This window comes from Rhodocytophaga rosea (assembly GCF_010119975.1).
GTDB lineage: Bacteria > Bacteroidota > Bacteroidia > Cytophagales > 172606-1 > Rhodocytophaga > Rhodocytophaga rosea.
Genome location: NZ_CP048222.1, coordinates 5,113,531 through 5,134,564 on the forward strand (window position 1 = coordinate 5,113,531; position 21,034 = coordinate 5,134,564).

General features: G+C 37.5%; 30 protein-coding genes. 23 read left to right on the forward strand and 7 right to left on the reverse strand.

The window, feature by feature from the left end:
* Positions 1–61: 61 nt before the first annotated feature.
* Positions 62–829 carry an IS5 family transposase gene (locus GXP67_RS21085; protein ID WP_162442259.1) on the forward strand — a complete coding sequence of 256 codons (768 nt, stop codon included), beginning with the start codon at positions 62–64 and terminating at the stop codon, positions 827–829.
* Between the two features lie 678 nt (positions 830–1,507).
* On the opposite strand, the gene GXP67_RS21090 is transcribed toward GXP67_RS21085, so the two are convergent.
* Positions 1,508–1,927 (reverse strand): hypothetical protein, encoded by a 420-nt coding sequence (locus GXP67_RS21090; protein ID WP_162444957.1) that lies wholly within the window; start codon positions 1,925–1,927, stop codon positions 1,508–1,510.
* A gap of 404 nt (positions 1,928–2,331) precedes the next feature.
* Positions 2,332–3,153: an IS5 family transposase gene (locus tag GXP67_RS21095; RefSeq protein WP_162444142.1), complete on the reverse strand. Its 822-nt coding sequence runs from the start codon at positions 3,151–3,153 to the stop codon at positions 2,332–2,334.
* 553 nt (positions 3,154–3,706) lie between these two features.
* Between GXP67_RS21095 and GXP67_RS21100 the strand changes: the two genes are divergently transcribed.
* A complete protein-coding gene (locus GXP67_RS21100; RefSeq protein WP_162444958.1) occupies positions 3,707–4,018 on the forward strand; it encodes a hypothetical protein in 312 nt (103 codons plus the stop codon).
* A gap of 1,307 nt (positions 4,019–5,325) precedes the next feature.
* Positions 5,326–6,459, forward strand: a complete 1,134-nt coding sequence (locus GXP67_RS21105) for a tyrosine-type recombinase/integrase (RefSeq protein ID WP_162444959.1) — start codon at positions 5,326–5,328, stop codon at positions 6,457–6,459.
* A 40-nt stretch (positions 6,460–6,499) separates the two neighbouring features.
* On the opposite strand, the gene GXP67_RS21110 is transcribed toward GXP67_RS21105, so the two are convergent.
* Complete coding sequence (locus GXP67_RS21110) at positions 6,500–6,745, reverse strand: hypothetical protein (RefSeq protein ID WP_162444960.1); 246 nt, start codon at positions 6,743–6,745, stop codon at positions 6,500–6,502.
* Between the two features lie 26 nt (positions 6,746–6,771).
* The gene (locus tag GXP67_RS21115) at positions 6,772–6,945 is read right to left on the reverse strand and encodes a toxin-antitoxin system HicB family antitoxin (RefSeq protein ID WP_162444961.1); all 174 of its coding nucleotides are present in this window, start codon (positions 6,943–6,945) and stop codon (positions 6,772–6,774) included.
* Between the two features lie 127 nt (positions 6,946–7,072).
* On the opposite strand from GXP67_RS21115, the gene GXP67_RS21120 reads away from it, so the two are divergent.
* From GXP67_RS21120 to GXP67_RS21160, 9 genes are all read left to right on the forward strand, one after another.
* Positions 7,073–7,309 carry a hypothetical protein gene (locus GXP67_RS21120; protein ID WP_162444962.1) on the forward strand — a complete coding sequence of 79 codons (237 nt, stop codon included), beginning with the start codon at positions 7,073–7,075 and terminating at the stop codon, positions 7,307–7,309.
* Complete coding sequence (locus GXP67_RS21125) at positions 7,306–7,560, forward strand: hypothetical protein (RefSeq protein ID WP_162444963.1); 255 nt, start codon at positions 7,306–7,308, stop codon at positions 7,558–7,560. The genes GXP67_RS21120 and GXP67_RS21125 overlap by 4 nt, the downstream gene beginning before the upstream one ends.
* Before the next feature lie 81 nt (positions 7,561–7,641).
* Positions 7,642–7,932 carry a hypothetical protein gene (locus tag GXP67_RS21130; protein WP_162444964.1) on the forward strand — a complete coding sequence of 97 codons (291 nt, stop codon included), beginning with the start codon at positions 7,642–7,644 and terminating at the stop codon, positions 7,930–7,932.
* Positions 7,923–8,357 (forward strand): hypothetical protein, encoded by a 435-nt coding sequence (locus GXP67_RS21135; protein ID WP_162444965.1) that lies wholly within the window; start codon positions 7,923–7,925, stop codon positions 8,355–8,357. The genes GXP67_RS21130 and GXP67_RS21135 overlap by 10 nt, the downstream gene beginning before the upstream one ends.
* A gap of 99 nt (positions 8,358–8,456) precedes the next feature.
* On the forward strand, positions 8,457–9,443 hold the full coding sequence (locus GXP67_RS21140; protein WP_162444966.1) for a hypothetical protein: 987 nt from the start codon (positions 8,457–8,459) through the stop codon (positions 9,441–9,443).
* 86 nt (positions 9,444–9,529) lie between these two features.
* Positions 9,530–9,868, forward strand: coding sequence for a helix-turn-helix domain-containing protein (locus GXP67_RS21145; protein ID WP_162444967.1), 339 nt, complete (start codon positions 9,530–9,532; stop codon positions 9,866–9,868).
* A gap of 13 nt (positions 9,869–9,881) precedes the next feature.
* On the forward strand, positions 9,882–10,079 hold the full coding sequence (locus tag GXP67_RS21150; protein ID WP_162444968.1) for a hypothetical protein: 198 nt from the start codon (positions 9,882–9,884) through the stop codon (positions 10,077–10,079).
* Positions 10,067–10,771: a BT4734/BF3469 family protein gene (locus tag GXP67_RS21155; protein ID WP_162444969.1), complete on the forward strand. Its 705-nt coding sequence runs from the start codon at positions 10,067–10,069 to the stop codon at positions 10,769–10,771. The genes GXP67_RS21150 and GXP67_RS21155 overlap by 13 nt, the downstream gene beginning before the upstream one ends.
* A complete protein-coding gene (locus GXP67_RS21160; protein ID WP_162444970.1) occupies positions 10,768–12,168 on the forward strand; it encodes an AAA family ATPase in 1,401 nt (466 codons plus the stop codon). The genes GXP67_RS21155 and GXP67_RS21160 overlap by 4 nt, the downstream gene beginning before the upstream one ends.
* A gap of 348 nt (positions 12,169–12,516) precedes the next feature.
* Here GXP67_RS21160 and GXP67_RS21165 read toward each other — a convergent pair whose 3' ends face one another.
* Positions 12,517–12,771 carry a hypothetical protein gene (locus GXP67_RS21165; protein ID WP_162444971.1) on the reverse strand — a complete coding sequence of 85 codons (255 nt, stop codon included), beginning with the start codon at positions 12,769–12,771 and terminating at the stop codon, positions 12,517–12,519.
* Positions 12,772–12,848: 77 nt separating this feature from the next.
* Between GXP67_RS21165 and GXP67_RS21170 the strand changes: the two genes are divergently transcribed.
* The 9 genes from GXP67_RS21170 (at position 12,849) to terL (ending at position 18,702) form a co-directional block, all read left to right on the forward strand.
* A complete protein-coding gene (locus GXP67_RS21170; RefSeq protein WP_162444972.1) occupies positions 12,849–13,067 on the forward strand; it encodes a hypothetical protein in 219 nt (72 codons plus the stop codon).
* A gap of 62 nt (positions 13,068–13,129) precedes the next feature.
* Positions 13,130–13,375 carry a hypothetical protein gene (locus GXP67_RS21175; protein ID WP_162444973.1) on the forward strand — a complete coding sequence of 82 codons (246 nt, stop codon included), beginning with the start codon at positions 13,130–13,132 and terminating at the stop codon, positions 13,373–13,375.
* 24 nt (positions 13,376–13,399) lie between these two features.
* The gene (locus GXP67_RS21180; RefSeq protein WP_162444974.1) at positions 13,400–13,588 is read left to right on the forward strand and encodes a hypothetical protein; all 189 of its coding nucleotides are present in this window, start codon (positions 13,400–13,402) and stop codon (positions 13,586–13,588) included.
* A 17-nt stretch (positions 13,589–13,605) separates the two neighbouring features.
* Positions 13,606–13,854 carry a hypothetical protein gene (locus GXP67_RS21185; RefSeq protein ID WP_162444975.1) on the forward strand — a complete coding sequence of 83 codons (249 nt, stop codon included), beginning with the start codon at positions 13,606–13,608 and terminating at the stop codon, positions 13,852–13,854.
* Positions 13,855–13,865: 11 nt separating this feature from the next.
* Complete coding sequence (locus tag GXP67_RS21190) at positions 13,866–14,498, forward strand: hypothetical protein (protein ID WP_162444976.1); 633 nt, start codon at positions 13,866–13,868, stop codon at positions 14,496–14,498.
* Between the two features lie 96 nt (positions 14,499–14,594).
* Positions 14,595–16,310, forward strand: coding sequence for a hypothetical protein (locus GXP67_RS21195; RefSeq protein WP_162444977.1), 1,716 nt, complete (start codon positions 14,595–14,597; stop codon positions 16,308–16,310).
* 66 nt (positions 16,311–16,376) lie between these two features.
* Positions 16,377–16,766 carry a hypothetical protein gene (locus tag GXP67_RS21200; RefSeq protein ID WP_162444978.1) on the forward strand — a complete coding sequence of 130 codons (390 nt, stop codon included), beginning with the start codon at positions 16,377–16,379 and terminating at the stop codon, positions 16,764–16,766.
* 66 nt (positions 16,767–16,832) lie between these two features.
* Positions 16,833–17,294, forward strand: a complete 462-nt coding sequence (locus GXP67_RS21205; RefSeq protein WP_162444979.1) for a hypothetical protein — start codon at positions 16,833–16,835, stop codon at positions 17,292–17,294.
* Positions 17,230–18,702 carry a phage terminase large subunit gene (gene terL, locus GXP67_RS21210; RefSeq protein ID WP_162444980.1) on the forward strand — a complete coding sequence of 491 codons (1,473 nt, stop codon included), beginning with the start codon at positions 17,230–17,232 and terminating at the stop codon, positions 18,700–18,702. Before GXP67_RS21205 ends, terL begins: the two co-directional genes overlap by 65 nt.
* A gap of 65 nt (positions 18,703–18,767) precedes the next feature.
* Here the strand turns inward: terL and GXP67_RS21215 are convergent, their stop codons facing one another.
* Positions 18,768–19,328, reverse strand: coding sequence for a hypothetical protein (locus tag GXP67_RS21215; RefSeq protein ID WP_162444981.1), 561 nt, complete (start codon positions 19,326–19,328; stop codon positions 18,768–18,770).
* Between the two features lie 342 nt (positions 19,329–19,670).
* Between GXP67_RS21215 and GXP67_RS21220 the strand changes: the two genes are divergently transcribed.
* Positions 19,671–20,252: a hypothetical protein gene (locus tag GXP67_RS21220; RefSeq protein ID WP_162444982.1), complete on the forward strand. Its 582-nt coding sequence runs from the start codon at positions 19,671–19,673 to the stop codon at positions 20,250–20,252.
* 38 nt (positions 20,253–20,290) lie between these two features.
* On the opposite strand, the gene GXP67_RS21225 is transcribed toward GXP67_RS21220, so the two are convergent.
* Complete coding sequence (locus GXP67_RS21225; protein ID WP_162444983.1) at positions 20,291–20,461, reverse strand: hypothetical protein; 171 nt, start codon at positions 20,459–20,461, stop codon at positions 20,291–20,293.
* 272 nt (positions 20,462–20,733) lie between these two features.
* On the opposite strand from GXP67_RS21225, the gene GXP67_RS21230 reads away from it, so the two are divergent.
* Complete coding sequence (locus GXP67_RS21230) at positions 20,734–20,919, forward strand: hypothetical protein (RefSeq protein ID WP_162444984.1); 186 nt, start codon at positions 20,734–20,736, stop codon at positions 20,917–20,919.
* Positions 20,920–21,034: the final 115 nt, after the last annotated feature.

The window sequence follows — 21,034 nt, forward strand, 5'->3', positions numbered from 1 at the left end:
ATAAAAATAGGGTAAAAGAAAGAATCAGTGAGTAAACTTGAGGTGTCTAATCATCAAGTTTATGCAAGAAAAATTCTCTGCGCTCACTGACCCTGAATGGGAAGTTATCAAGGAAATAATTGATAACCAAAGAAAGATTAAACATGAAAAACGGGTGATAATCAATGCACTGCTTTGGCTGCTAACTACGGGCAGCCAATGGCGCAATATGGAAAGTAAGTACCCACCCTGGCAAACCATTTACTATCATTTCAGGCAGTGGAAAAAGCGGGGCATTATTGAAGAGTTGTTAGCTTTTTTAGCAGGCAGAGAAAGAAAAAAAGCAGGCAGACAAGCCCTGCCAAGCGTGTTGGCCATTGATAGCCAAAGTGTTAAGATTATACAATTTACCAGTCAGGATAAAGGCATAGATGGCAATAAAAAAGTGAATGGCAGAAAAAGACATCTGGCTGTGGACTGTTTAGGTATCCCCTGGGCGGTGCATATTACAGCTGCTAATATATCAGACACCACAGCAGGATATGAGTTAGCAGCTAAGTTGAAGGGCAAGTCCGCCCGCCTGCATACCCTGAAAGCAGATAATGGCTACACAGAGACTTTTGTGGAAGAAGTGAAAAAACAATATGGATGGAGTGTAGAAATTGTACAAAAGCCTGAAAGCGTGAAAGGCTTTGTCCCGGCAGGGGGCCGTTGGGTAGTGGAACGTAGCTACGGATGGCTCAATTTTAAGCGTAGGTTGAGCCGTGATTTTGAAAAAAGCACAGAAAGTTCGGAAGCCATGCTACAATTAGCCTTTATTGATACTCTGCTCAAAAGAAAAACCGAATAATATTTCAAAACATTCTCTTAGTATAATAATATATTTCTTCCCATGTGAGCCTTCATACATTTGCTGTCATATCACTCACGACTGTGTATACCAGGTAAATTTCCCAGACCTAATGATATTACCATAACCCAGATTTACATAATAATGATTGATATAGGAGATAGTGGATAAATTGCGGGCGTTATAGGTGTCTATCAACAGTTTACAGCGCCTATGAATTTATGGGATATTGGGATATAAGGAATTCGAAACTATATCCTCCAGACTGAATTTACATACTCTTTTTTATTCTATTGCAGCTCGAAATTTAATCAACAGAAATTTCTGAAATTCAGACTATAAATTGCAATTTGATGTCCAAAACTGTACAGCAAGTGAATATTATTATCCTTCTGTTATCAACAACGTGCGAGTTCAAGTAGCCGAGAAAGTTGCCGTGCCAGATCAATGATTCACAAACTAAGCTTAATAAAAAAGGGAAGTATTACCTCCCCTTTTTTATTATATTTTATGACAATTAATTTTACTGTTTCAAAACTGAATTCATAGGAGTAGCAAACCTATTGCGAATTATTGCAAATCCTACACAGTAAGAAGAAGGAGATTGTTGGAAGAAACTCCTTTGCCTTTATAATGGAAAGAAAGCATTTATAGGATTTTGAAAAGGAAATTTTATTACTAAAGAAAGCTTAAGACACGAACGCCATTGACACTTTTTATAGTCATTTTCTTTATATACACCTCATGCTTATTTTCTACTTCAATCTGATACTCTCCCACTGGTAGATTATACATATCATATTTACGGGCATAAGTTTTACTATTTACTACTTCCTTATGTAAAACGGTTGTAGTGGATCTTAACTTAATGGTGAGCTTGCCCTCCATCTGGCTTTCTACATGCAATCCTACGCTAAATTTATTATCGCCTGATTGAACCACAATAGCGGCAAGTTTACTTGAAGAAGCAGAAGTTGATTTTTTCGAACCAGAGGCAGGTTCAAGCATGTAATTAGAAGCAAGCGTTTGAGCAGGGCAGTCAATCTTACTAATGGTTATACATAGAACAAAACTGACAAAGAGTAGTAACGTCTTCATGTTATAAGTAATTTATAGTTAATAACTTACATGTCTATGAAGGTAACTTTAAGCCTGTTACATTATTTAAAATAATTCTTTCTATAAAATCAAATTAGGTAAAATATAGCAAAAACACTGTTATTTATGTTAACACGATCTTACATTCTTTACTACGTTTGGGCCAATTTTGATTATATTCTATCGATAAAAATAACAAATTCAGGATTCTAGATTTTTAATAGTCTGGAAATCTACACTTTTAGAAAGTATCTTTATTCGTTCATTTTTTCTATCTACCGCATCAAAGCTATACATAGATTTGATATGTTCTGGTGTATGGTATGAATAATAGGTTTGCCCATCATGAGTCTTAAAACTTGTTCTGTGTTTTTTAAAGCTAAAGAATTTCATAAAGAAGCTGTTTAAAGTTTATTAAGTTTGATGATTCTGCGTAAGAACAGCAGAGAGAAAGCCATCATATGAAAAGCAAGCCAAGTCTGAGTCAATACTTCAAAACGGATCAGCAGTGTCTTAAAACTGTCTAACCAAGCATTAGCTTGTTCAATGACTCTTCTTTTCTTATACAATTGTTGATCAAAGTAGCAATCAGCAAGGGTCTCTTTACTGCTTCTTTTGTTGATAGCAATGTTGGCTTCTATTTTTTGCTGTGCACATTGTTTTCGTAATTCTTTAGAATCAAAGCCCGCATCTGCATTCATGAATATACCTTCTAAGCTGATTCCTGCTTGCTCTAATAGCAGACATAGACTTTTAAAGCATTCACTAATCTGATATAAATCATTGTGTTCTCCGCTAATAGGCTCACTACAAGCTAACATCAAGCCTTGATTGTCAGCCAGAAAAAGCATATTAGTAGTCACAGCTTTTTTTCTTTTCTGATAGCCTACACAAGCCCCACCATTTTTTGCTAGGGTATGGCTACCATCTAGTTGCATCGAAGATAAATCCAAACAGGATCGATATTTTTTCAGTAAGGCTATCCATAGGTGTTGCCAACTGCCATCTTTTGCCCATTTATTGAAGTGGTAGTAAATGGATTGCCAACTATAAGGAGATTCTCTAAAAAACTCATACATGGGTAACTCTCTCCATTGACTACCTGTTTTTAATTTATAAAAAATAGCTTTTACTATTTGGATGTAATCTGCTTTACATCTTGTTCCTCTTTTGCCTTGTGATAAATGAGGCAGAATTTGCTCTTTTATAATATCTTTACTCAGCACTGGTTTTGGGTTTTATGTTTTGTTTTCGCACTTCAAAACTACTACTTCCTAACCAGTGCTTCCTTTTTAGACAATAACTTTAAACAGCTTCAAACAATAAGCTATAGATTAAAAAATGTGTTAGATACATAATCTACAGATATGGCTAAGCATTGTCAATACCTAATTTTAGGTATTTTATTTGCAAATGATAGAGAGTGCAGGAATTGTTGTAACAGGTTCTTGCCGACAGAGAGTAAATAAGAAGATATGAATTAAGATTTAATCATATTTTAATTTAACCACATTATTATTTAATCCTGTTTTAATTCCCTCTGTGTGAAAAGCAGCTAACTTTCTTGCATTAGTAGACTTCCTAATAAACAAGCATCAGTAATGGGTCAGCCAGCTGGCCTGATCCGTTCACAAATGACCTCAGCACTGCTGGGGTTTTTTGTTTACTAGAATACATTTGTGCATTCTTTGAACGCCTTTAGACCATTTGGAAAATTAAGAAGCTAACCTTGCAGGTATTACTACATATTTAGAATGGGAAATCTTAAGATAAAGTTTTATGACAGAAGCTTATTATAATGTAGGAGATTTGTTTATTCAAGTAAAACCCGAATTTGTTGACCCTATTGAACAAGATCATATTTATATGCTTGTTTACTTAAGTAACGGGGTATTGGGCATGATTAATTTATCGACCGGGTATTACATTGTTATGCTTACTTTTCGTGTTCCTGCTATGAGTTCAAAAATAGCAATAGAAGAATTTAATGAAAAGACACAAGACAATCCTATTATGTCTGGTAGAACCTTTGCAAAGATTAGCAGATTTATTTCCAAAAACATGGTTATTGGAAATACTCCAGCTCTGTAAGTTAAAAAAATGAAGAATAATTTTACTTGTGTACCTCTCAGTCTAACCCAAAGGAATTAGTCTAATCTCACCTGCCTCGATACTATAAATGCCTGCATTAATCTATTAGTTTCTTCAAATGTATGGTACCTAGTCAACTTTTTCTTTGACAATAACATTCTGAATTTGACTATAGGTAATATTATACACCAGTTCTACTTTATTACCTTCAATAAGATAAACCGTATGCTTGAGATTATCTTCTTTATAGGTTTCTATGAGGGTACCATACTGATAAAGATAGAGAGCTTTATCAAAAAGGGATATTTGATTAGTAGAATCTTGCAAAAACATAAAAATAATTAAGTTTAACAATGAGTATTTATTAATAAATTATGGATAAAGGGTGTAACCAATAGCTAACTCATCTTAAGTATTTAACCTACACTCACTTCCAGATAAAAAGCCTCTCCTAATGGATGAGGCCTTTTACTAGCGAGTGTATATCGCTATAAATTCTTCTTTCATTGGAAAGGAAACCAGACTTAATTTAATCTCAAATATTCCTCTTCAATAATAGCCTGCACTGTAACTGATACACACAAAGCAACTGGTCCACTTCACCTACTATTTCGATCATACTATCCCTAGATAGTCGTATGGCAGGTATTTTATAGCGATAGGATTATTCAAGAATTCTTTTTCTTTCTTTTTTTGTCTGGAAAGAGTTTGAAGTGAATATACATGGATGCAACCATGGTTGCAATCAAAAGAGGAATGGTAATGTAGTTTGGAAGTTCCATTATTTACTACAGGTTAGTGGTATTAATCTTATTCTATTCCTTTTTTCTTATTGTGATAATATTCTGTTTGGAAATACAAGCCTACAAAACCAATGGCAAGGCACAGATAAATAATAATGTCTTTAATAATTTCCATATAGATAAAAAACTTACATATAACTTACATTTATATGCTATCTGTTAAAAAGGAAACCGTTAAGTGGAATTACTCAAATTATAATCAATACATTTCTGCCAAACTTTTTCAAAAAACAAATGTATACTTACTGACTTAAGAATACTTGAAGTAAGCTGATTTGTTACCCAATGATTTTGTGATGTGTAAATCATTGATAGTTAAATTCTTAAAATATATAACTATGCATATAGCTATTGCATAAGCTTGTATAAATAGATAGTACTAAACCTAAGTAAATCCTTGTTTTTAGCCTAAAAACGCAGTTTTATACCTCACCTGATTTTGTTTTATTTAGTTTAATTTTTGTCTTTTTTGTGCTATTTTGTCACCCATTTGTCACCCGGAAAATGGTAACACTCAGAGCAAAAAAGATAAGCAAAAACAGGTACAGCCTCTACCTGGATATTTATCGTGCCAGTCAAAGGATGAGGGAATTTTTAAACATTCATGTATCAAAAGATTATACCCAGCCAGCCACCGACAAGGCGGGCACTATACTTTTTGATGCATCAGGCAAAGCCAAAGAAAAAAGGGTAGAGGCCGTAGACAAAGATAAATGGGAGCTGGCCCGTAGCATCCGAATGAAACGGGAGCTGGAAATTAACACTTCTGAACATGGCTTTGTTGCTTCCTTTAAAAAGACATCCAATTTCATTGAATACTTCGAAAAGCTATTACCTGAGAAAAAGCACCATACCTATGATAATACCCTGCGCTACCTGAAAGAGTTTATAGGCACCAAAGTAACCTTTAGGGCAATAGATGAGGCTTTTATTGACAGGTTTGAAAGCTTTTTGCTCAGGAAAGTGGGCAATAATACAGCCTTGCAGTATACAGAGCGAATGAGTTTTATTTTAAACCAGGCCGTGAAGGATAAAATCATTCTTTCCAATCCATTTAAAAACAGGGAAAAGCTAGATAGGATCGATCCGGAAACGGTTTTTTTAGAAATTGAAGAGGTAAGAGCACTATATGAAAACCTAGAGAAAAGCTCGGGCAGGAAAGCATTAAGCACCAAAGGCATTCAATCCAGGAAAGCTTTTTTACTGGCTTGTTTTACCGGCCTGAGATTATCTGATATCAAGAAACTCACCTGGGCAGAGATTTATAATAATGGCATACACTTCAGGCAAAAGAAATCCCAGAAAGGATTCCACCATGTACCTTTATCTAAAACTGCCCAGGATATACTATTAGGCATTAATAAGACTGCTGATTCAAAAGTATTTTATCTGCTATCTGTCAATAATAACATGATTGAAAAGCATATCCAGGCCTGGGCAAAAGAGGTGGGATTAAAAAAACACATTACTTTTCATGTGAGCCGCCATACATTTGCTACTATGTCTCTCACGATGGGAGCGGATCTATACACAGTAAGTAAGCTTTTAGGGCATGCCGATATTACGACAACGCAAATTTACACGAAAGTGATTGATATAAAGAAACGGGAGGCAGTAGATAAGCTGCCGGAATTGTAGATTGTCTATTAAAAGTCGAAGTAAGACTTATGTACAGCACTTATTTAGGCTTTTCAAGTTTCATGCGTAGGTCATCACTTAATTCTTCCATACGTGTTTTACTGACTTTCATTAATGCGGACTCAATTAGCTCTATATTATCTCTTGTAAATAAGCTTTTTTCTCCGTTAAGCGCTAACTCTATTTGCCCGGAGGTCATTTTGTGATCAATTAAGACAGATAGTTGTTCGTTATCAACTTCACATCGTTTCTTCCATGTGTTAAGTAGCTTAAGATATTTTTTCATAGTTGAAACTTGCATCATAATCATTACTAGGCTTCTTTATTGTTTACAGACCATCTTTGTTCATCCCTTTCTAATCCTTCAATTAAATAAAGCCTAAATAAACTAGCTACGCTAACACCTTTTTTTTCTGCAGCCCTTTCTGCACGTGCTTTTAATTCTTCCTCAATTCTCAATTGAAACAGTAATTTTTTGGGAGCCATATTTTACAATTTGTTTATAAAGCAAAGATACAAAATGTAGTGACAAAATAATTACAAAAACATGCAAATTTATTTTGTAGTGACAAACACATTACATATATTTGTAGTGACAAAAACACTACATTTTATGTACACCTCCACAAAGAACAACCCTGTTGTAAAAAGGCTCAACTTCTACAATGAGCAAGCCGAACAGTTAGCCCGTCTTATGTCAGATCTACAACTGGCCAGGCAGATAGCCTGGCAGTACTCTAAGGCTGATGCTGTGTATTACCTGGAAATGGAACGCTACCTCCAGAGCAAATTCGATTACATCTTGCCAAATGCGCTAAGCTACATACCTGCTAAACCTTACGGATTATGAAAAGCCTCAATATTATTGCTTTACAGAAAAAGCAAGCTGAGTCTATACTACATACATACCCCAGCTCCGAACCGGTACTAGTTAATGACAACCTCCGCAGCCTGGCCGAAGCAGTAAAGCAATACCGGCACTATCAGAAACTGTACTTTGCCAAACGAAAGAAAGGAGAGTTTTACAAAGATGAAGAACACTTTATGATGAAATACCAGGATAAAATTGATCTACTGCTTTCTACAATGGACCTGAAATAGATTAAGGCTTGCGCACTTGCCATCCATTTCATCTTAGGTCCAATATCTATAATTACTCACTTTTAATCCCAACAAATCAGTATGAAACAATCCATTAAAAATCAGCCAAAACCGGCTGAACAGATCACTATTGCCGAAATTACCATCGATCAGGTAAGCTTAGAACCTATCCGGGAGTTCTTTAAACAAACAGGTCCGGAAAAAATTGTTGAGGACTTAGATAATGTCATTGACTTAGTATTTGAGCAGATAAAAAACGACTACACGGTTGACTTCATTTATGAGCTGTGTTATAGCCTGCATATGCTAAGAAAAGCTATCAAAGAAGTAGATAAACAATTAACCAGGGAGGGAGGCGTGATATGTCAGTAATACTTGAAAAAGATAAAATCATCATTACCATTCCCAGCACTACTCCAGAAAGTGACCTGGAAGATACGCAAAGCGATATTATCCTTGCTATACAAAACTTTGATTATGAGCATCAAAGCCACAATTTTTATCAACTGCTTAATTTGCTGGAGGCAATAATCCCGGATAGGAAGACTTTTGAGGTAAAGGGTGAGCAGAAAGTATTTGATATGCAGCCGCTGCAAAAGCTATTAGGTGACCTTTCTCCATTAGATATTGCCCTTGTGCTTTCTGCAGCTACAAAGTATGTCTATAAGTATGGAAGCCTGCTACTTGAGAATGCAAAGCCGGAAGATCCGGAATTAATGAGTGTAGGCAATAGCTTAAACAAGTTACATGAAGTATTCATAGCCATGGCAAGGCAAGCAGATAAAGCACTGAAATGAAAATTTCCGACTCAATTGTAGGATGATTATATTTGATAGGTACAAAAAAGCGCCTGTTAGCAGCAGGCGCTTTAATTAAACTTTCAAAATTGTATATCCATGTCAAATATAGAAAAAAAACCTGAATTGGTTCATCCTTTCTTTATCTGGGACTTATTAGAAGTTAAAGGCGATGATTCTCCTACTCCTTATAAGTACTATTATCCTGAAAATTTTAATGGCACATTGTACTTGCCGGAAGAAATAAGAAAAGCGTTAATAGACATGCCTTTTGAGGAGGAGGGATTAAAACAGATATACTATGCAGCATTTAATACTGCATGTCTGGTTCTTATCCCTGAAATTCATGCTTATAATAGAAAGGATAATACATTGTTTTCAGGCACAACTCCTATTGATTTGATTGATGACTATTTCTTATTTCAGCTTACAACATTTGAAAGACCTCAACATGCATTAGCTTTTCTTGATTATCAGTACTACTACACAGAAAATAAAATTGAGTTTATCCGATATGCTGAAGTTTTAATTAGGCATGCAATTAAAAAGGGGAGCCATCCCTTTAATAAAAGATTAGATATATATGATATAAATCTCGACCGCTTAAAAAATTACAGTGAGTATATATATGACTGGATAGATAATCATAAAGAACAACCAAAGCTACCAAATCGTGTCATAACACAGAATGGAAGTAAGGAAGGCTTAGATAATGTAGACTTGATTCCATGCGAATTAGAAAAATTTGAAATAGCAGCATATTTTATGCAGCTAGCTGCAAAGAAAATACTAACACCCAATGATGTAGAGGAATTGTTACAATCTAATTTTTCTATTTGCTTCAATCCCTTGATACCTAAGAAACGCTTTGCAGTAAAAGCGAAAATAAAGACTAATCATTTAAGACACTTTGTTTATAGGTTCTTTAAAGATAAAGCGAAGTATAAGCCAGGAGCGAAAAGATATACTGAATTTTTAATTGACAATTTCGATACTGAAAGTGATAACATTCAGGAAAGAGAGAGCAAGCTAAAAGAAATAGAAAAGAACTGGCAAAAGGTTCCTGCTAAGTATGATATTAACTGAATTATATGATTATTAATATGATATTTTATATGACATAAAATCATAATATACCTAAAACATAGCTTTGGATAAACAAATGCAAAGCCATGTTTACCATAAATGAAATTCTTCCATTTGTCGATTCCTACATACGCAACGTTGTATCTAGTGAAGTTCGAAAAGCACTAAGCGAAAGAACAATAAACGCATCTGTGTGCGCAACAGATGAGAACGATGAGTGCGACATTCAGGAAGCGGCTCTAATTACCGGGCGCTCTGTAGCCACTCTTTACGGTGACGTTCATTCTCGGGCTATTCCTGTAAGTAGAAGAGGTAGAAAATTAGTTTTTTCTAAAAAACAATTATTAGACTGGAAAACACCCAGTATGACGGCTGACGAACTCGATCAGCAATCAAGCAACTACATTGTTAACCGCAAAAAATAAACCCCGATCCACTATGAACCAGGGCTATGATAATGCTTTGCTTTCTCCGGGCAGAGATGGTAAAGATATATACAATTCACTTAAGCAGCAATTTCCAGCTGAAGCATTATTTCTGGAAAAAGGTACCACTTACCGGCCCATCAAAATAGGCCTCGACCAGTTGCAGCTGATAGCGAAAGCATTGAAAGGAGGCTATGGATGCAACCAGTAGAACTCCTAATAGAAGAAGAGATCTGGCCATATGATCTGCCCATTGAATTAATTAAAGAACCTACAGAGCCAGTTCGGTTTGGCTGTTTGTATTCAGCTTATCATAAAGATTCTCCCTTTCAATCAATAATCAGTGTTTTCTATGCAAAAGTAAAGCTTAAAGGAGAGTGGATATACCTTGGTGCAAGAAATACCTGGTCTAAGAAATACATGACTTTACTGCAGGTGTACCACCTTATAAAAAGTGATGTATTTAAAACCGAAACAGATACGTTGCAGGCTATTGAGGATGATAAGGAAGCTAAAAAGTTTAAAGCAAAGCATTTTTGCTATGCCACCTTTTCAGGCAAATTCTTCAAACGCAATGAAGATGATATTCTCAACCATTCCCGCTTAATCTGTATTGATTTAGATAAGCTAGGAGGTGAATTATACTGGATTAGGGAAACAGTGAACCGTGATCCGCTTACGCTGATGAGTTTTATTTCCCCATCTGGCACAGGTCTGAAAGTCATTTATCAAATAGATCCCGGTAAACATAGTCAGGCAACCTATTATCAGTACCTATCAGAATACCTTTCTAAGCTTTGCAGCTTACCTAAACAATCCATTGATGAATCCTGCAAGGATGTGTCAAGAGCCTGTTTCCTGCCTTGTGATCCATCAGCCTACCTAAACCTTGATTTAGTATGAGTTTTCAGCATGTCACCGTACCGATACCAGTCGACTATGCACCTGTTAGAGAGGTGAAAAGGGTAATTCCTGAACCGGTCAATAAAACGCATGAAGGGACAGTAAATACTTCCAGAATAGGTGAGATAGAATTAAAAAAAGCCGTTGATTCTGTTTTGAAAACTGATATTAACAAAGAGGTTAACCTTAATAAGTGGTCATTTATCATTGGTATGTATGTAGGAGCTAAAGCAATAGAATACCAAACTGCATATGATCGCCTATGTGATGCCATTGATCAAAAGGATTGTGAAGATTATGAGGCTGCCCACGCTACGGTTGAAGACGCTCTAAATGATGGCATGAAAGCTCCTATTGACCTGGCCAAGAAAGAAAAAGAAAGGCAAGAATGGCTGGATAAAAACTATATCAATTGGAGCGAAAAGCGAAACAAAAAAAATGAACAGCAACCTGAAAATAAGCCTGATACTGAAGAAAGCTTTATTTCCACCGGTGAAGCCATTCTAAGCAGAGGTATTCAGGAAATACCCACGCTGGTAGATCCTATCTTTCCACAGGTGGGACTGGTTGCCCTGGCAGGTAGCAGCGATACCGGTAAAAGCTCTTGGCTACGTCAATTTGCAATTGCCATCAGTTTAGGGGATTCCTTTTTCTTAGCCTGGAAACTAAACCTGGTGCATTTTAGTGCAATCTATGTTTCCACAGAAGACGATGAGCTGGCAGTAAATTTCCTTTTAAATAAACAAACAAGATCCAGAGGTTTACCGCCAAACCGGTATAAGAATTTACGTTTTCTTTTTGATACAACCTCATTACTAGAGAAGCTGGATAAGGAGCTTACCCGGCAACCGGCAGACTGTGTAATCATTGATGCCTTTACTGATTTGTATTCAGGCAGCCTCAACCAGACCAACGAGGTAAGGACATTCCTCAATAAGTATAAGCTGCTATCAGATAAGCATAAGTGCTTAATCATAGTCCTCCACCATACCGGAAAGAAAACAGAAGACTTAGAACCAAGCAAACACAACCTGTTAGGTTCACAAGGATTTGAGGCAAAGATGAGGCTTGTTATTGAACTTAGGACAGATGCCAATCAGGATGATTTACGGCACTTGTGCCTGGTGAAGGGTAACTATTTATCAAGGGAATATAAACAGGCTAGTTATGTGCTCAGATTTGATGAGAATATGCTTTTCCATAGCACCCAGGAAAGAACACCTTTTGAACAATTATCTAAAGCGGAGGCAGAGAAAGAAGGCCAGGAAGATGAACGCATGAAGAAAATATTAAAAGCGATTGAACTGCGGAATAATGGCTATACCATGCAAGGCATTGCTGATGAACTGGACGTTCAAAAAGGCACCATTAGTAAATGGTTGAGCAAGTATTCATAAAAAGTTTCCATGTTTCCAGTTTCCATGGTTCCTTAGGAACCATGGAAACTGGAAACATGGAAACACGCCTAAAATCGCTAAAAACAAGGTTTTTTATTTCGATGCTATGACTATCAAAATACTAAGTTTCCAGATAAGTTTCCAAGTTTCCATTAGTGGAAACACTGGAAACACACTTGGAAACTCTATTGTAAAAAAACTAAAACAGTGGCTTTGTAAGCATAGAGACAAAACAGAAGTCTTTATCTGCTACCAGGATAGATATGTACATGAGAAGTGCAAGGAGTGCGGAAAAGATATTTACACAGGGATATAAACCAATACTATGAAAAAAGCAGCGAATATGTATTACTCAAGCTTACGGATTTTCTCATCTACCATAGCAATCATTTGCTTGCACATGGCAACAATATCTTTGTTACCTGGATTCTGCTGCATCATTTCAAGCAGGTATATCCTTATGCCTTGCATGGAGTCTTTGGATTTAGATTTTAGAATAAGGGCAAAGTTTCTTATTCCAATACTCAGGGATTGTTGCAACCTTAAATCTTTCTCCTGCTCCAAAAATTCTTTGACTAAATGTAGATGGTTCTTTTCACTCATAACCTGCCTTGCCTCTTTTCAAACATACGACAAAGGAATTTAGCCGGATTTAGCAAACTAACAAAACCACATAGCCTATGAGAATTACAACAAGTGAAATGCAATTAGCCATTCAAGGCCTTAACAAGCTTATGGAAAATATCACCGCTTATGAAGAATTAGAACGGGTGCGTGAGCTAAAGAGCAAACTGTGGGAAAGCCTGTATTGCAAGGAAAAATCCTTTGTAACTCCAAAGAATAGAGACAGAGCTCCACAACCCAGAAAGAATCGCCCCAGAGGTAGGCAATTAATCTAACATATGCCTGTAAGTGCATATGTATTTAATCAATAATTATTCACTTAACAATTAAACCAGTTATGACCCCAGAAGAACAAAAACAATTCGATGACCTGAAAGCTGAAAATGAGCAATTACGGGCTTTCAAACAAAACAATTACCTGTCTACCAAGCTAACCCGGGAAGGAGTGGATTTCTCCAGGTATTCCTCTAAGGATGAGTTTATCAGGCATGCAAACGAGAATAATCTATTCCTTGGCCAGGGTGGAGAAAAGCTCTATGAAGATTTCAAGGCAGCTAGGCCAGAACTATTTAACACTAAATAATTGTCCATTTTAATTCAATCAATTATGCCCAGTTCATTTGAAGGTTATACCCCAACCAAGGACCTAACTGCTTTTCATGTCAGGGTTGAAAAGTTTTACGGCTCAACCTCACAGATGCCCTTTATGCAGGTTTTCAGACCCAATATCTGGCTATCTGTTGTTAAAGATACCCCTAATTCAACTATGGTGATATTATATGACCCCACTACTTAAACAATTACTATCTATCTATGGAAAATTATCAACCCAATGAAAATGAAAAGCACATGGTGCATGTGCTGGTTTCCTCAATGTATGAAGAAACGCTGGACCCACCGGTTATCAAACAATTTTATCCGGATCAGTATTTCTCCACCATCCGTCATGTCCCAAATTTCAAGGGGCAAATTATCTGGGATCCCACCAGGCGTAAAGCTTCAATGGCCTCCTCTCCGAGCCTGCAATCCGGAGAACCAACATCAAAATGCAAAGACTGTTAACCTTAAAAGCTATGGAAACATTAACCGAAGAACGAATTTTAATTCAAAAACCACAAGAAATTGCTTTTCAGAGCGCAGCTAACAAAGAAGGCCTGCAGCTGCTATCCAGAGTAAGTGCAGCCTTCGATGAATTTAACATCGGACATTTAAGTGAAGATGATGTAGTGACCATAGTAAGAGAACACAACTTTTTTGAACTTGCTATGCTGCGTCACATCAAAGAAAATGGCGCTCCGATGATTGGCAACCTGCCCATGACTGATGAGGCCATATTAAGGCTTGTAACCTTACCGGACCGTACCGTATTTAATGAATTAGTCAGTCAGCTTAAAGCACGGGTGGACAGTAACCAATACCTCTACAGGGCCATTACTTACTACCTGGGCCTTGATGAGGAAGGCAAGCCTTATTTGAATGAGGAGCGCTGGGAGCAGTTTGTGGAATCCTCTTCCGTCTATGCGACTACTGAGGCTGAAAAAGAACTATATGGACGTGTAAAGGAATTCTCACAGGCTTTTGACGTATTTGAAGCCTACATGCATAGCATTGGCTACTGGCATGAGATCAATGAGAAAACCGATTCTCTTGCTGACCTGAGAAGCCCTACCAGGCAATATCTGAAACTTAAAGGCTATTTGAAATAGGGTTGGAACATTGATTTATACTAGCAGTTTCTCACGGCCAGGGATCTTCCCTGGCACTGTTTCCTTACTTTAACCAGCTAATCAACTTTATCATTTATGAGCCAGCTCAACTTTTATCTGAATAACGAAAACATCCTTCCACCCAAAAACTGGAAGCAAACCGAAATCGAACTTGCTTATGTGTCCGAATCTTCGCAGGATTCGCCATCTGCCACCCTGTCAGAAAATACTTTCGAATTCGTGCAGGCTAACCTGGATAAAATAAAAGCCTGGATTGAAGGCGGCCAGAATGGCTCTGCACCCGGGATCTGGGAGGGCATGCCCCTTGCCATCTCTCTGGAATGCCCGGAAGAAGGCGAAGTACCACTGTTCAACGGCTACCTGGACCTTTCTTCCTCCACAGCTGAGTATGACTGCGATTCTTACCGAATTCCTTTTGTAGAGTCTCATAGCTTAGAATGGCTGCGCCAGACAGCAGATTCATTTTCCTTTGCCTACCTGCAATCAATAGGAGTAATTACAAAACAGGATTTTGTAAAAACGTACTATGTGATTAACAGGGTTCCTGATTTAGAACAAGCCGGCCTGGTATCGATTGCTTTATTTATCATCGCTAAAGAAGTCGTACAAGCCGTAAAGGATCTGTCTTCTGCGATCAAGGATTTTATTGGCGTTTTCGATGCACCAGGCAGCGCCCTTAGAGGTGCCCTGGCTATAATCATTAACCTGATTTATTTTGCTGCTATCATGATAGCTATTATTACCCTGCTCAAGCAGCTTGTGGAGGCACTGTTCCCCATACCTAAGTATTACCATGGCATGAGAATAAAAACCCTGTTTGAAAGGGGATGTGAGTACCTGGGGCTAACATTTCAGTCCACCCTATTTGAAGGAGAATATAAAGACCTGGTATGGCTCCCGGCTAAATTTGAGGCAGGTAAGAATGTGGTAAATGCTAGTGATGATAAAGGTTTTCCTGAAAAATCATTCGGGCAATTTATTGACGATATGGCCCTATTATTTAATGCCAAAATCAAAATCATCAATAGCCGGTTAATCTTTGAACGCAAAGACTATTTCAGGCAGAACAGCGGCTTTACCTTAAAATCCATTACCCAAACTCCCAAAAAGACGAATGCTTCAGAAGTAGCAAGTAATTACCTACTCAAGTTCCTATCAGATTCAGAAGACCCTAATACCCTTGCCAGGCGTGGTGCCATACACCAGGTCACCATTGCCCCAATCACCGTAGGTTTTAAAGGCAATTTGACATTGAAAGGCTTGGACGAAAGAACCTTTCCTTTTGCCTATGCCGTACGCAAAACTTCACAAAGCAGGATAGAACGACTATTTGCCGGTGTGTTTGATGCGCTCAATAAGCTTGTTGGCCTCATCAGAGGCCGGGGTAATGTGCCAAGAATCGGAAACCGTTTGGATTTCATGATGCTCAATGCTGACTTTTTCTCTGTAGATAAGCTGTTAATCATTTCTAATAGGGAAGGACTGTTAAGCAATAAGAATGAGCAATTGTTATCTGCTAAAACCTTATGGTCCGAGTTTCACTTCATAGATTCTCCGGTACCATCAGATAAGCACGCTGGCAACCAGTGGGAAATATACGAAGGTGTCGAGGTTCCTATGTGCTGTGAGGATTTGCTCAAGGTTAAAAACAACAATGTGATCTATATCGAAGAGGAGGGAGCTGAAGCCGTGGTAATGCATTGCAGCTATAATGTGCATACAAAAATAGCCTCTATCAGCTATAAGATACAGCGGCCGTATTCGAGAAATATCCGGGAGGTTATTTCATGAAAAACTTTTTATTAACTCTTATTCATTCTTTTTTATATTATCTGTATAACCTAAAATTTAGATAATATGACAGAATTAAAGAATGAGTTTTCAAGCTTACCCTGGGAGGAAATTGAAAGTAGAAATGATGTATTGAAAGGAAAAATGCTATACAGTCAAAGGGTAAAAACATTTCCTAAAGGAGTGCTTTATTTAATTGTATGGTCTCATCAAGACTTCAAGTTTTCGGCCACACCGCTTACAAACCCGGAAATTATTCCCAGTATAGCAAACTTGGTGAGTTTAAAAGATTATAAAATGCTGATTGTTAATTATGATGAGATTAATAAAAACCATCAAATGTTATTTAAGTTAGACTCAAACCCTGAAACAGGAGAATTGAAAGCTGAAGTGCTCAGATATCCTTTTCACCATAACAGGGACTTAAAAATAACAATCAAAGATGTACATGTCTGAATCTGTTAGGTAATGTATAACATCAGATTGATTACAGCTTTGTTTCGATTGTGAGTAAATTAAAGTATGGAAGAAATTACGCAAGGAGGCAGGCCAAAAGAGGGATTGGAATCACTGCCTCCACTATGGAAAGAAAACATCTTGTACGCCTATTCCCTGGGTGCATCCGATGTAGAAATTAAAGCCTGGATTTATGGGGTTCGTGGCTCATTTTCGAATGATCTGTGGGACCGTTGGATAAAAGAAGAAAGGGAGTTTTGGGAAACCATTTCCTCAGGCAGAATGATTGCAGAGGCCTTTTATCATAAGATAGGAAGAGAGAACCTGACTAATCCCCGCTTTAATCACCAGGCCTGGTACCTGCATATGAAAAACCGTTTTTCCTGGAAGGATAAACTTGATATTACTACAGGTAACGAGCCTATCAATCAGCTAACAGAAAAAGAAGTAGATAAGAAAATCAATGATCTCATTAGAAAAGTCGCAGCTGCTCGACCGGATTCAGCAGATGAGGAAAGCCCAGCTTGAAGAAAGTTTTTATGAGTTTGTAAAGGATGCTTTTGAAGTGCTTCACCCCGGTCAGCAGATCCTGGATAACTGGCATATCAAATACATCTGTGAACTGCTTCAGGTGGAGGTAGAACGCATTGTAAGAGGAGAGAAGAGAAGTAAGCATTTGATTATCAACGTGCCTCCCAGAAGCTTAAAAAGCTTTATTACCAGCATATGCCTTCCTGCCTGGGCATTCATCAAAGATGCAAGGCTAAAGTTTATTGGTTCCTCTTATAGCAATGATTTATCTGTAGAACACAATAAAATGAGCCGCAGGATCATTGAATCAGACTGGTACCAGCAATACTGGAAAGATAAGGTACAACTCACCGGTGATCAGAATCAAAAGGAAAAGTTTGAAACTACCCAACACGGCATGCGTAGAGCTACCTCCACTGGTGCAGGTATTATGGGAGCAGGTGCCAATATAGTTATAGTGGATGACCCGCTAAACCCCATGCTTGCCACTTCTGAGAAGGAGCGGAAAACAGCCAATCTGTATTTTGACCAGTCGCTAACCACAAGGCTTAATAATCCAGATATTGATATTATCATTGTGATTATGCAGCGTTTGCATGAAGAGGATCTGACCGGCCATCTATTAAAAAAGAATCCGGATCGCTATGAACATATCTGTATTCCTGCTGAATTATCCACAGAGGTAAAGCCACTGGAACTCACGCAGTACTATAGAAATAAACTATTCTTTCCTCAGCGGTTCTCCTCCTCTACACTTGCTGAATATAAGATTGCCTTAGGCTCTTACGGCTATGCCGGGCAGTTCTCCCAGCGTCCTGCACCAGATGAGGGAGGAGTCATTAAAAAAGCATGGTTTAAATCTATCCGGAGGGAAGCCTTTAGAAGCCTGGCAGGTTCAGCAAAGATTGATTTCTTCATTGATACCGCTTACACAGAAAAGCAGACCAATGACCCAACGGCCCTGCTTGCCTGCTGTTATGTGAATAATCATTTATACATCTTGGATTCAGAAAGGGTATGGAAAGAGCTTCCTGACCTATTAAAATACATTAAGGAGTTTGCAGCAAAAAATGGGTATAGCTATTCTTCCAGGATACTTATTGAACCCAAAGCCTCTGGAAAAAGTACGGTACAATCCTTTAAAAATACTGATTTCAATGTAGTAGAGCTGCCTCCGCCAACTGATAGTAAGCTAGTCAGGGTAAATAACATCACCCCATTCCTTGAGGCAGGTAGGTGTACACTGATAGATGGACAATGGAATGACTCTTTTCTTGGTGAATGTGCAGGTTTTCCTACGGCTTCACATGATGATCAGGTGGACTGTCTCACGGCTGCAGTTAATCACTATAGTGGCAAGAAACCTTTTAAAGGCTTGCATGGGTATGGGTCTGCCAGCTTGTGAATAGTATTATGATGGGAAGAAGAAGTTTAGAGGGCTGTTTGGATAAGGTTTTTTACAAGGATGAATTATCCTACCCTTTTTCTATGCTTTAAAATAATTTGCGAGATTTGAAATATTACATTTTTCAAAACAATATAAGTATCAAAAAACGATTGGATTATTTCTTGATTTACTTGCCAATATATCTGCTTGCTGTTTTGTTTGTCTATAGATGTTATGATAACTGCATCATCATTTACTCTTATGTGTAAATGTCCATGCGTATAAATGTTTCTATCTTCAATAAATGCTGCGAATGTTCGAGTAAATTCTTTTCGACTGTGTTTTTCTTTCAAAATCTCGATGTTATGAAAAATATGATCTTTCTGAATAATATCACTTAAGGTATCTCTTAACTTCATGAAATCCATTGTGTAGAGTTGGTCTACATTTGGCCTTTGAAAAACATCATAATATTCTAGTAATACTTGTCTTAGAATATCATTTAATGTTTCTGCTACCCTAATGCACATATGTTTAACACTTATAAAAGTTGCCTGCCTTTCTCTAACTTCGGAAGTTAATTTTGTTTTGTCTACCCTTCCCATGACCATTCCTGTAGATAAATCACCGCCAGAGTTTTCCATAAAGGTGAACCTGAATGGTATTCTAAATTTAGTTTCTGTATCATAAATTATCTGATCATCAAAGAAAGTTATACACATCCCCTTGCCAGGTCCGGGATCAGCTATAGGTCTTAAGTAGTTTAAAGAATCCATATTTAACTAGCATTTTATCAAACCTACAAAACACCTGCAATTTCCATTAACACTATTCGTGCATTCTTTAACACATTTAGACCATTTTAAGGGAAAGCATAGCCTTCTAACAGCTAAACTCTTTAGCACATTACCTTAATAAGAGTTAAAGTATATAGTTGCGTAAATAATTATTCATTATTCAACTACTTTTCAGCTGCAATAGATGTTATGAAGCCCTTTTATATTATTTGTGTTTTCTTTTTTGTATCCCTACATCTATATGCTCAAAGTGATTCCATTAAGACAAAACCGGGCCGGGCATTAACCTTCCATCTTTCAACTGGCATTAATATTTTGCAGAGTGAGCAATTGCGAACAGGCTATGGAACAAAAGCCTTACATTTCTGGGGAGCAGGCATTCGCATAGGTCAACCTGGTAATGATTTGGTGTTTTTTGGCGTAGATTATAATGCCTCCTCTTACCGCATTTCCAGAGAGATAAATAACCGATCAATTGATAGTTTACTGATATTGAATCAGCTTATTCCCAGCCTTTCACTTAAATTACTCGAAGGAAAGGACTTTATGCTCAGGGCACGTACTGGTTTTATATACTGTATTCTTACCGACCAGTTACATCAGATGGAAGACAACAGTGATAAAGGGTTTAAAATTGGTCTTGGATTGGAACGAAAGATTGGTCGTAATCAATGGGTGCATTTTGATATAGATTATGATCTAATGAAACCTACAGGTAATGACTTCAGGGACTATGATGTTGTGAAATTAGGGATAGGAATATATCTCTAGGCTCACGGTACAGTAATTGAAAAAATAAGGCATCCTTATCACAAGTATAAGTCCGTAGCTTTTATTATCAATTCAACCTCTCCGCCTCCTCCACAAAGTCTTTCTATATAAAATAAAAAGCCCATCCATAAGAAGGGCTCTTTACTATAACCACCTAAACCTTTATCAAATTTTATGACTTGGACCACAGGACTTGCGCCTGGATCCATTAGCAAGGTAGGTTTAATCTAAAGATTAGAATTGTTCATCGAAATGTAAATCATACGTGTGTGAGTATTCCGGATTAATAGAGGGCAAGTGAATCTGAGCACGAGGCTCATCGCTGGTCCAAGCCTTAGAACTATGAGACAAATTCTAGTCGATATCATGCGATTATTCTTCCGGAAGAGGAAAGAGTTTTCCAACTGGGAATTTTTACTTTTTTGCTTGCTTTGGATTTTTGTTGTTATATATTGGGAGTGGACCAATCTTATCTTAACCCATGGCAAGCGCAACCGTTGAAAAAGAATTTTACCTCCACACCTACGAGCAACTCATTGAACGATTAGGTAAAGAAGCAGCTACAGCCAAAGCAGAATTCTATATTGAGTTTTTGCAGAAGTATCCCGGCGTGAAGGTACTGGTTAATTGCCCACTGCTAAAAACCTACCAGTCCAATCCTAAGTAGTTAACTCTGCTCCTCCACAAATAAAAAGCCCTCCAATCTGGAAGGCTCTTTACCCTATTTTATGCATATACTTTTAATTTCCTTTGACTTATATATCCCAACCCTGAAAAAGGAA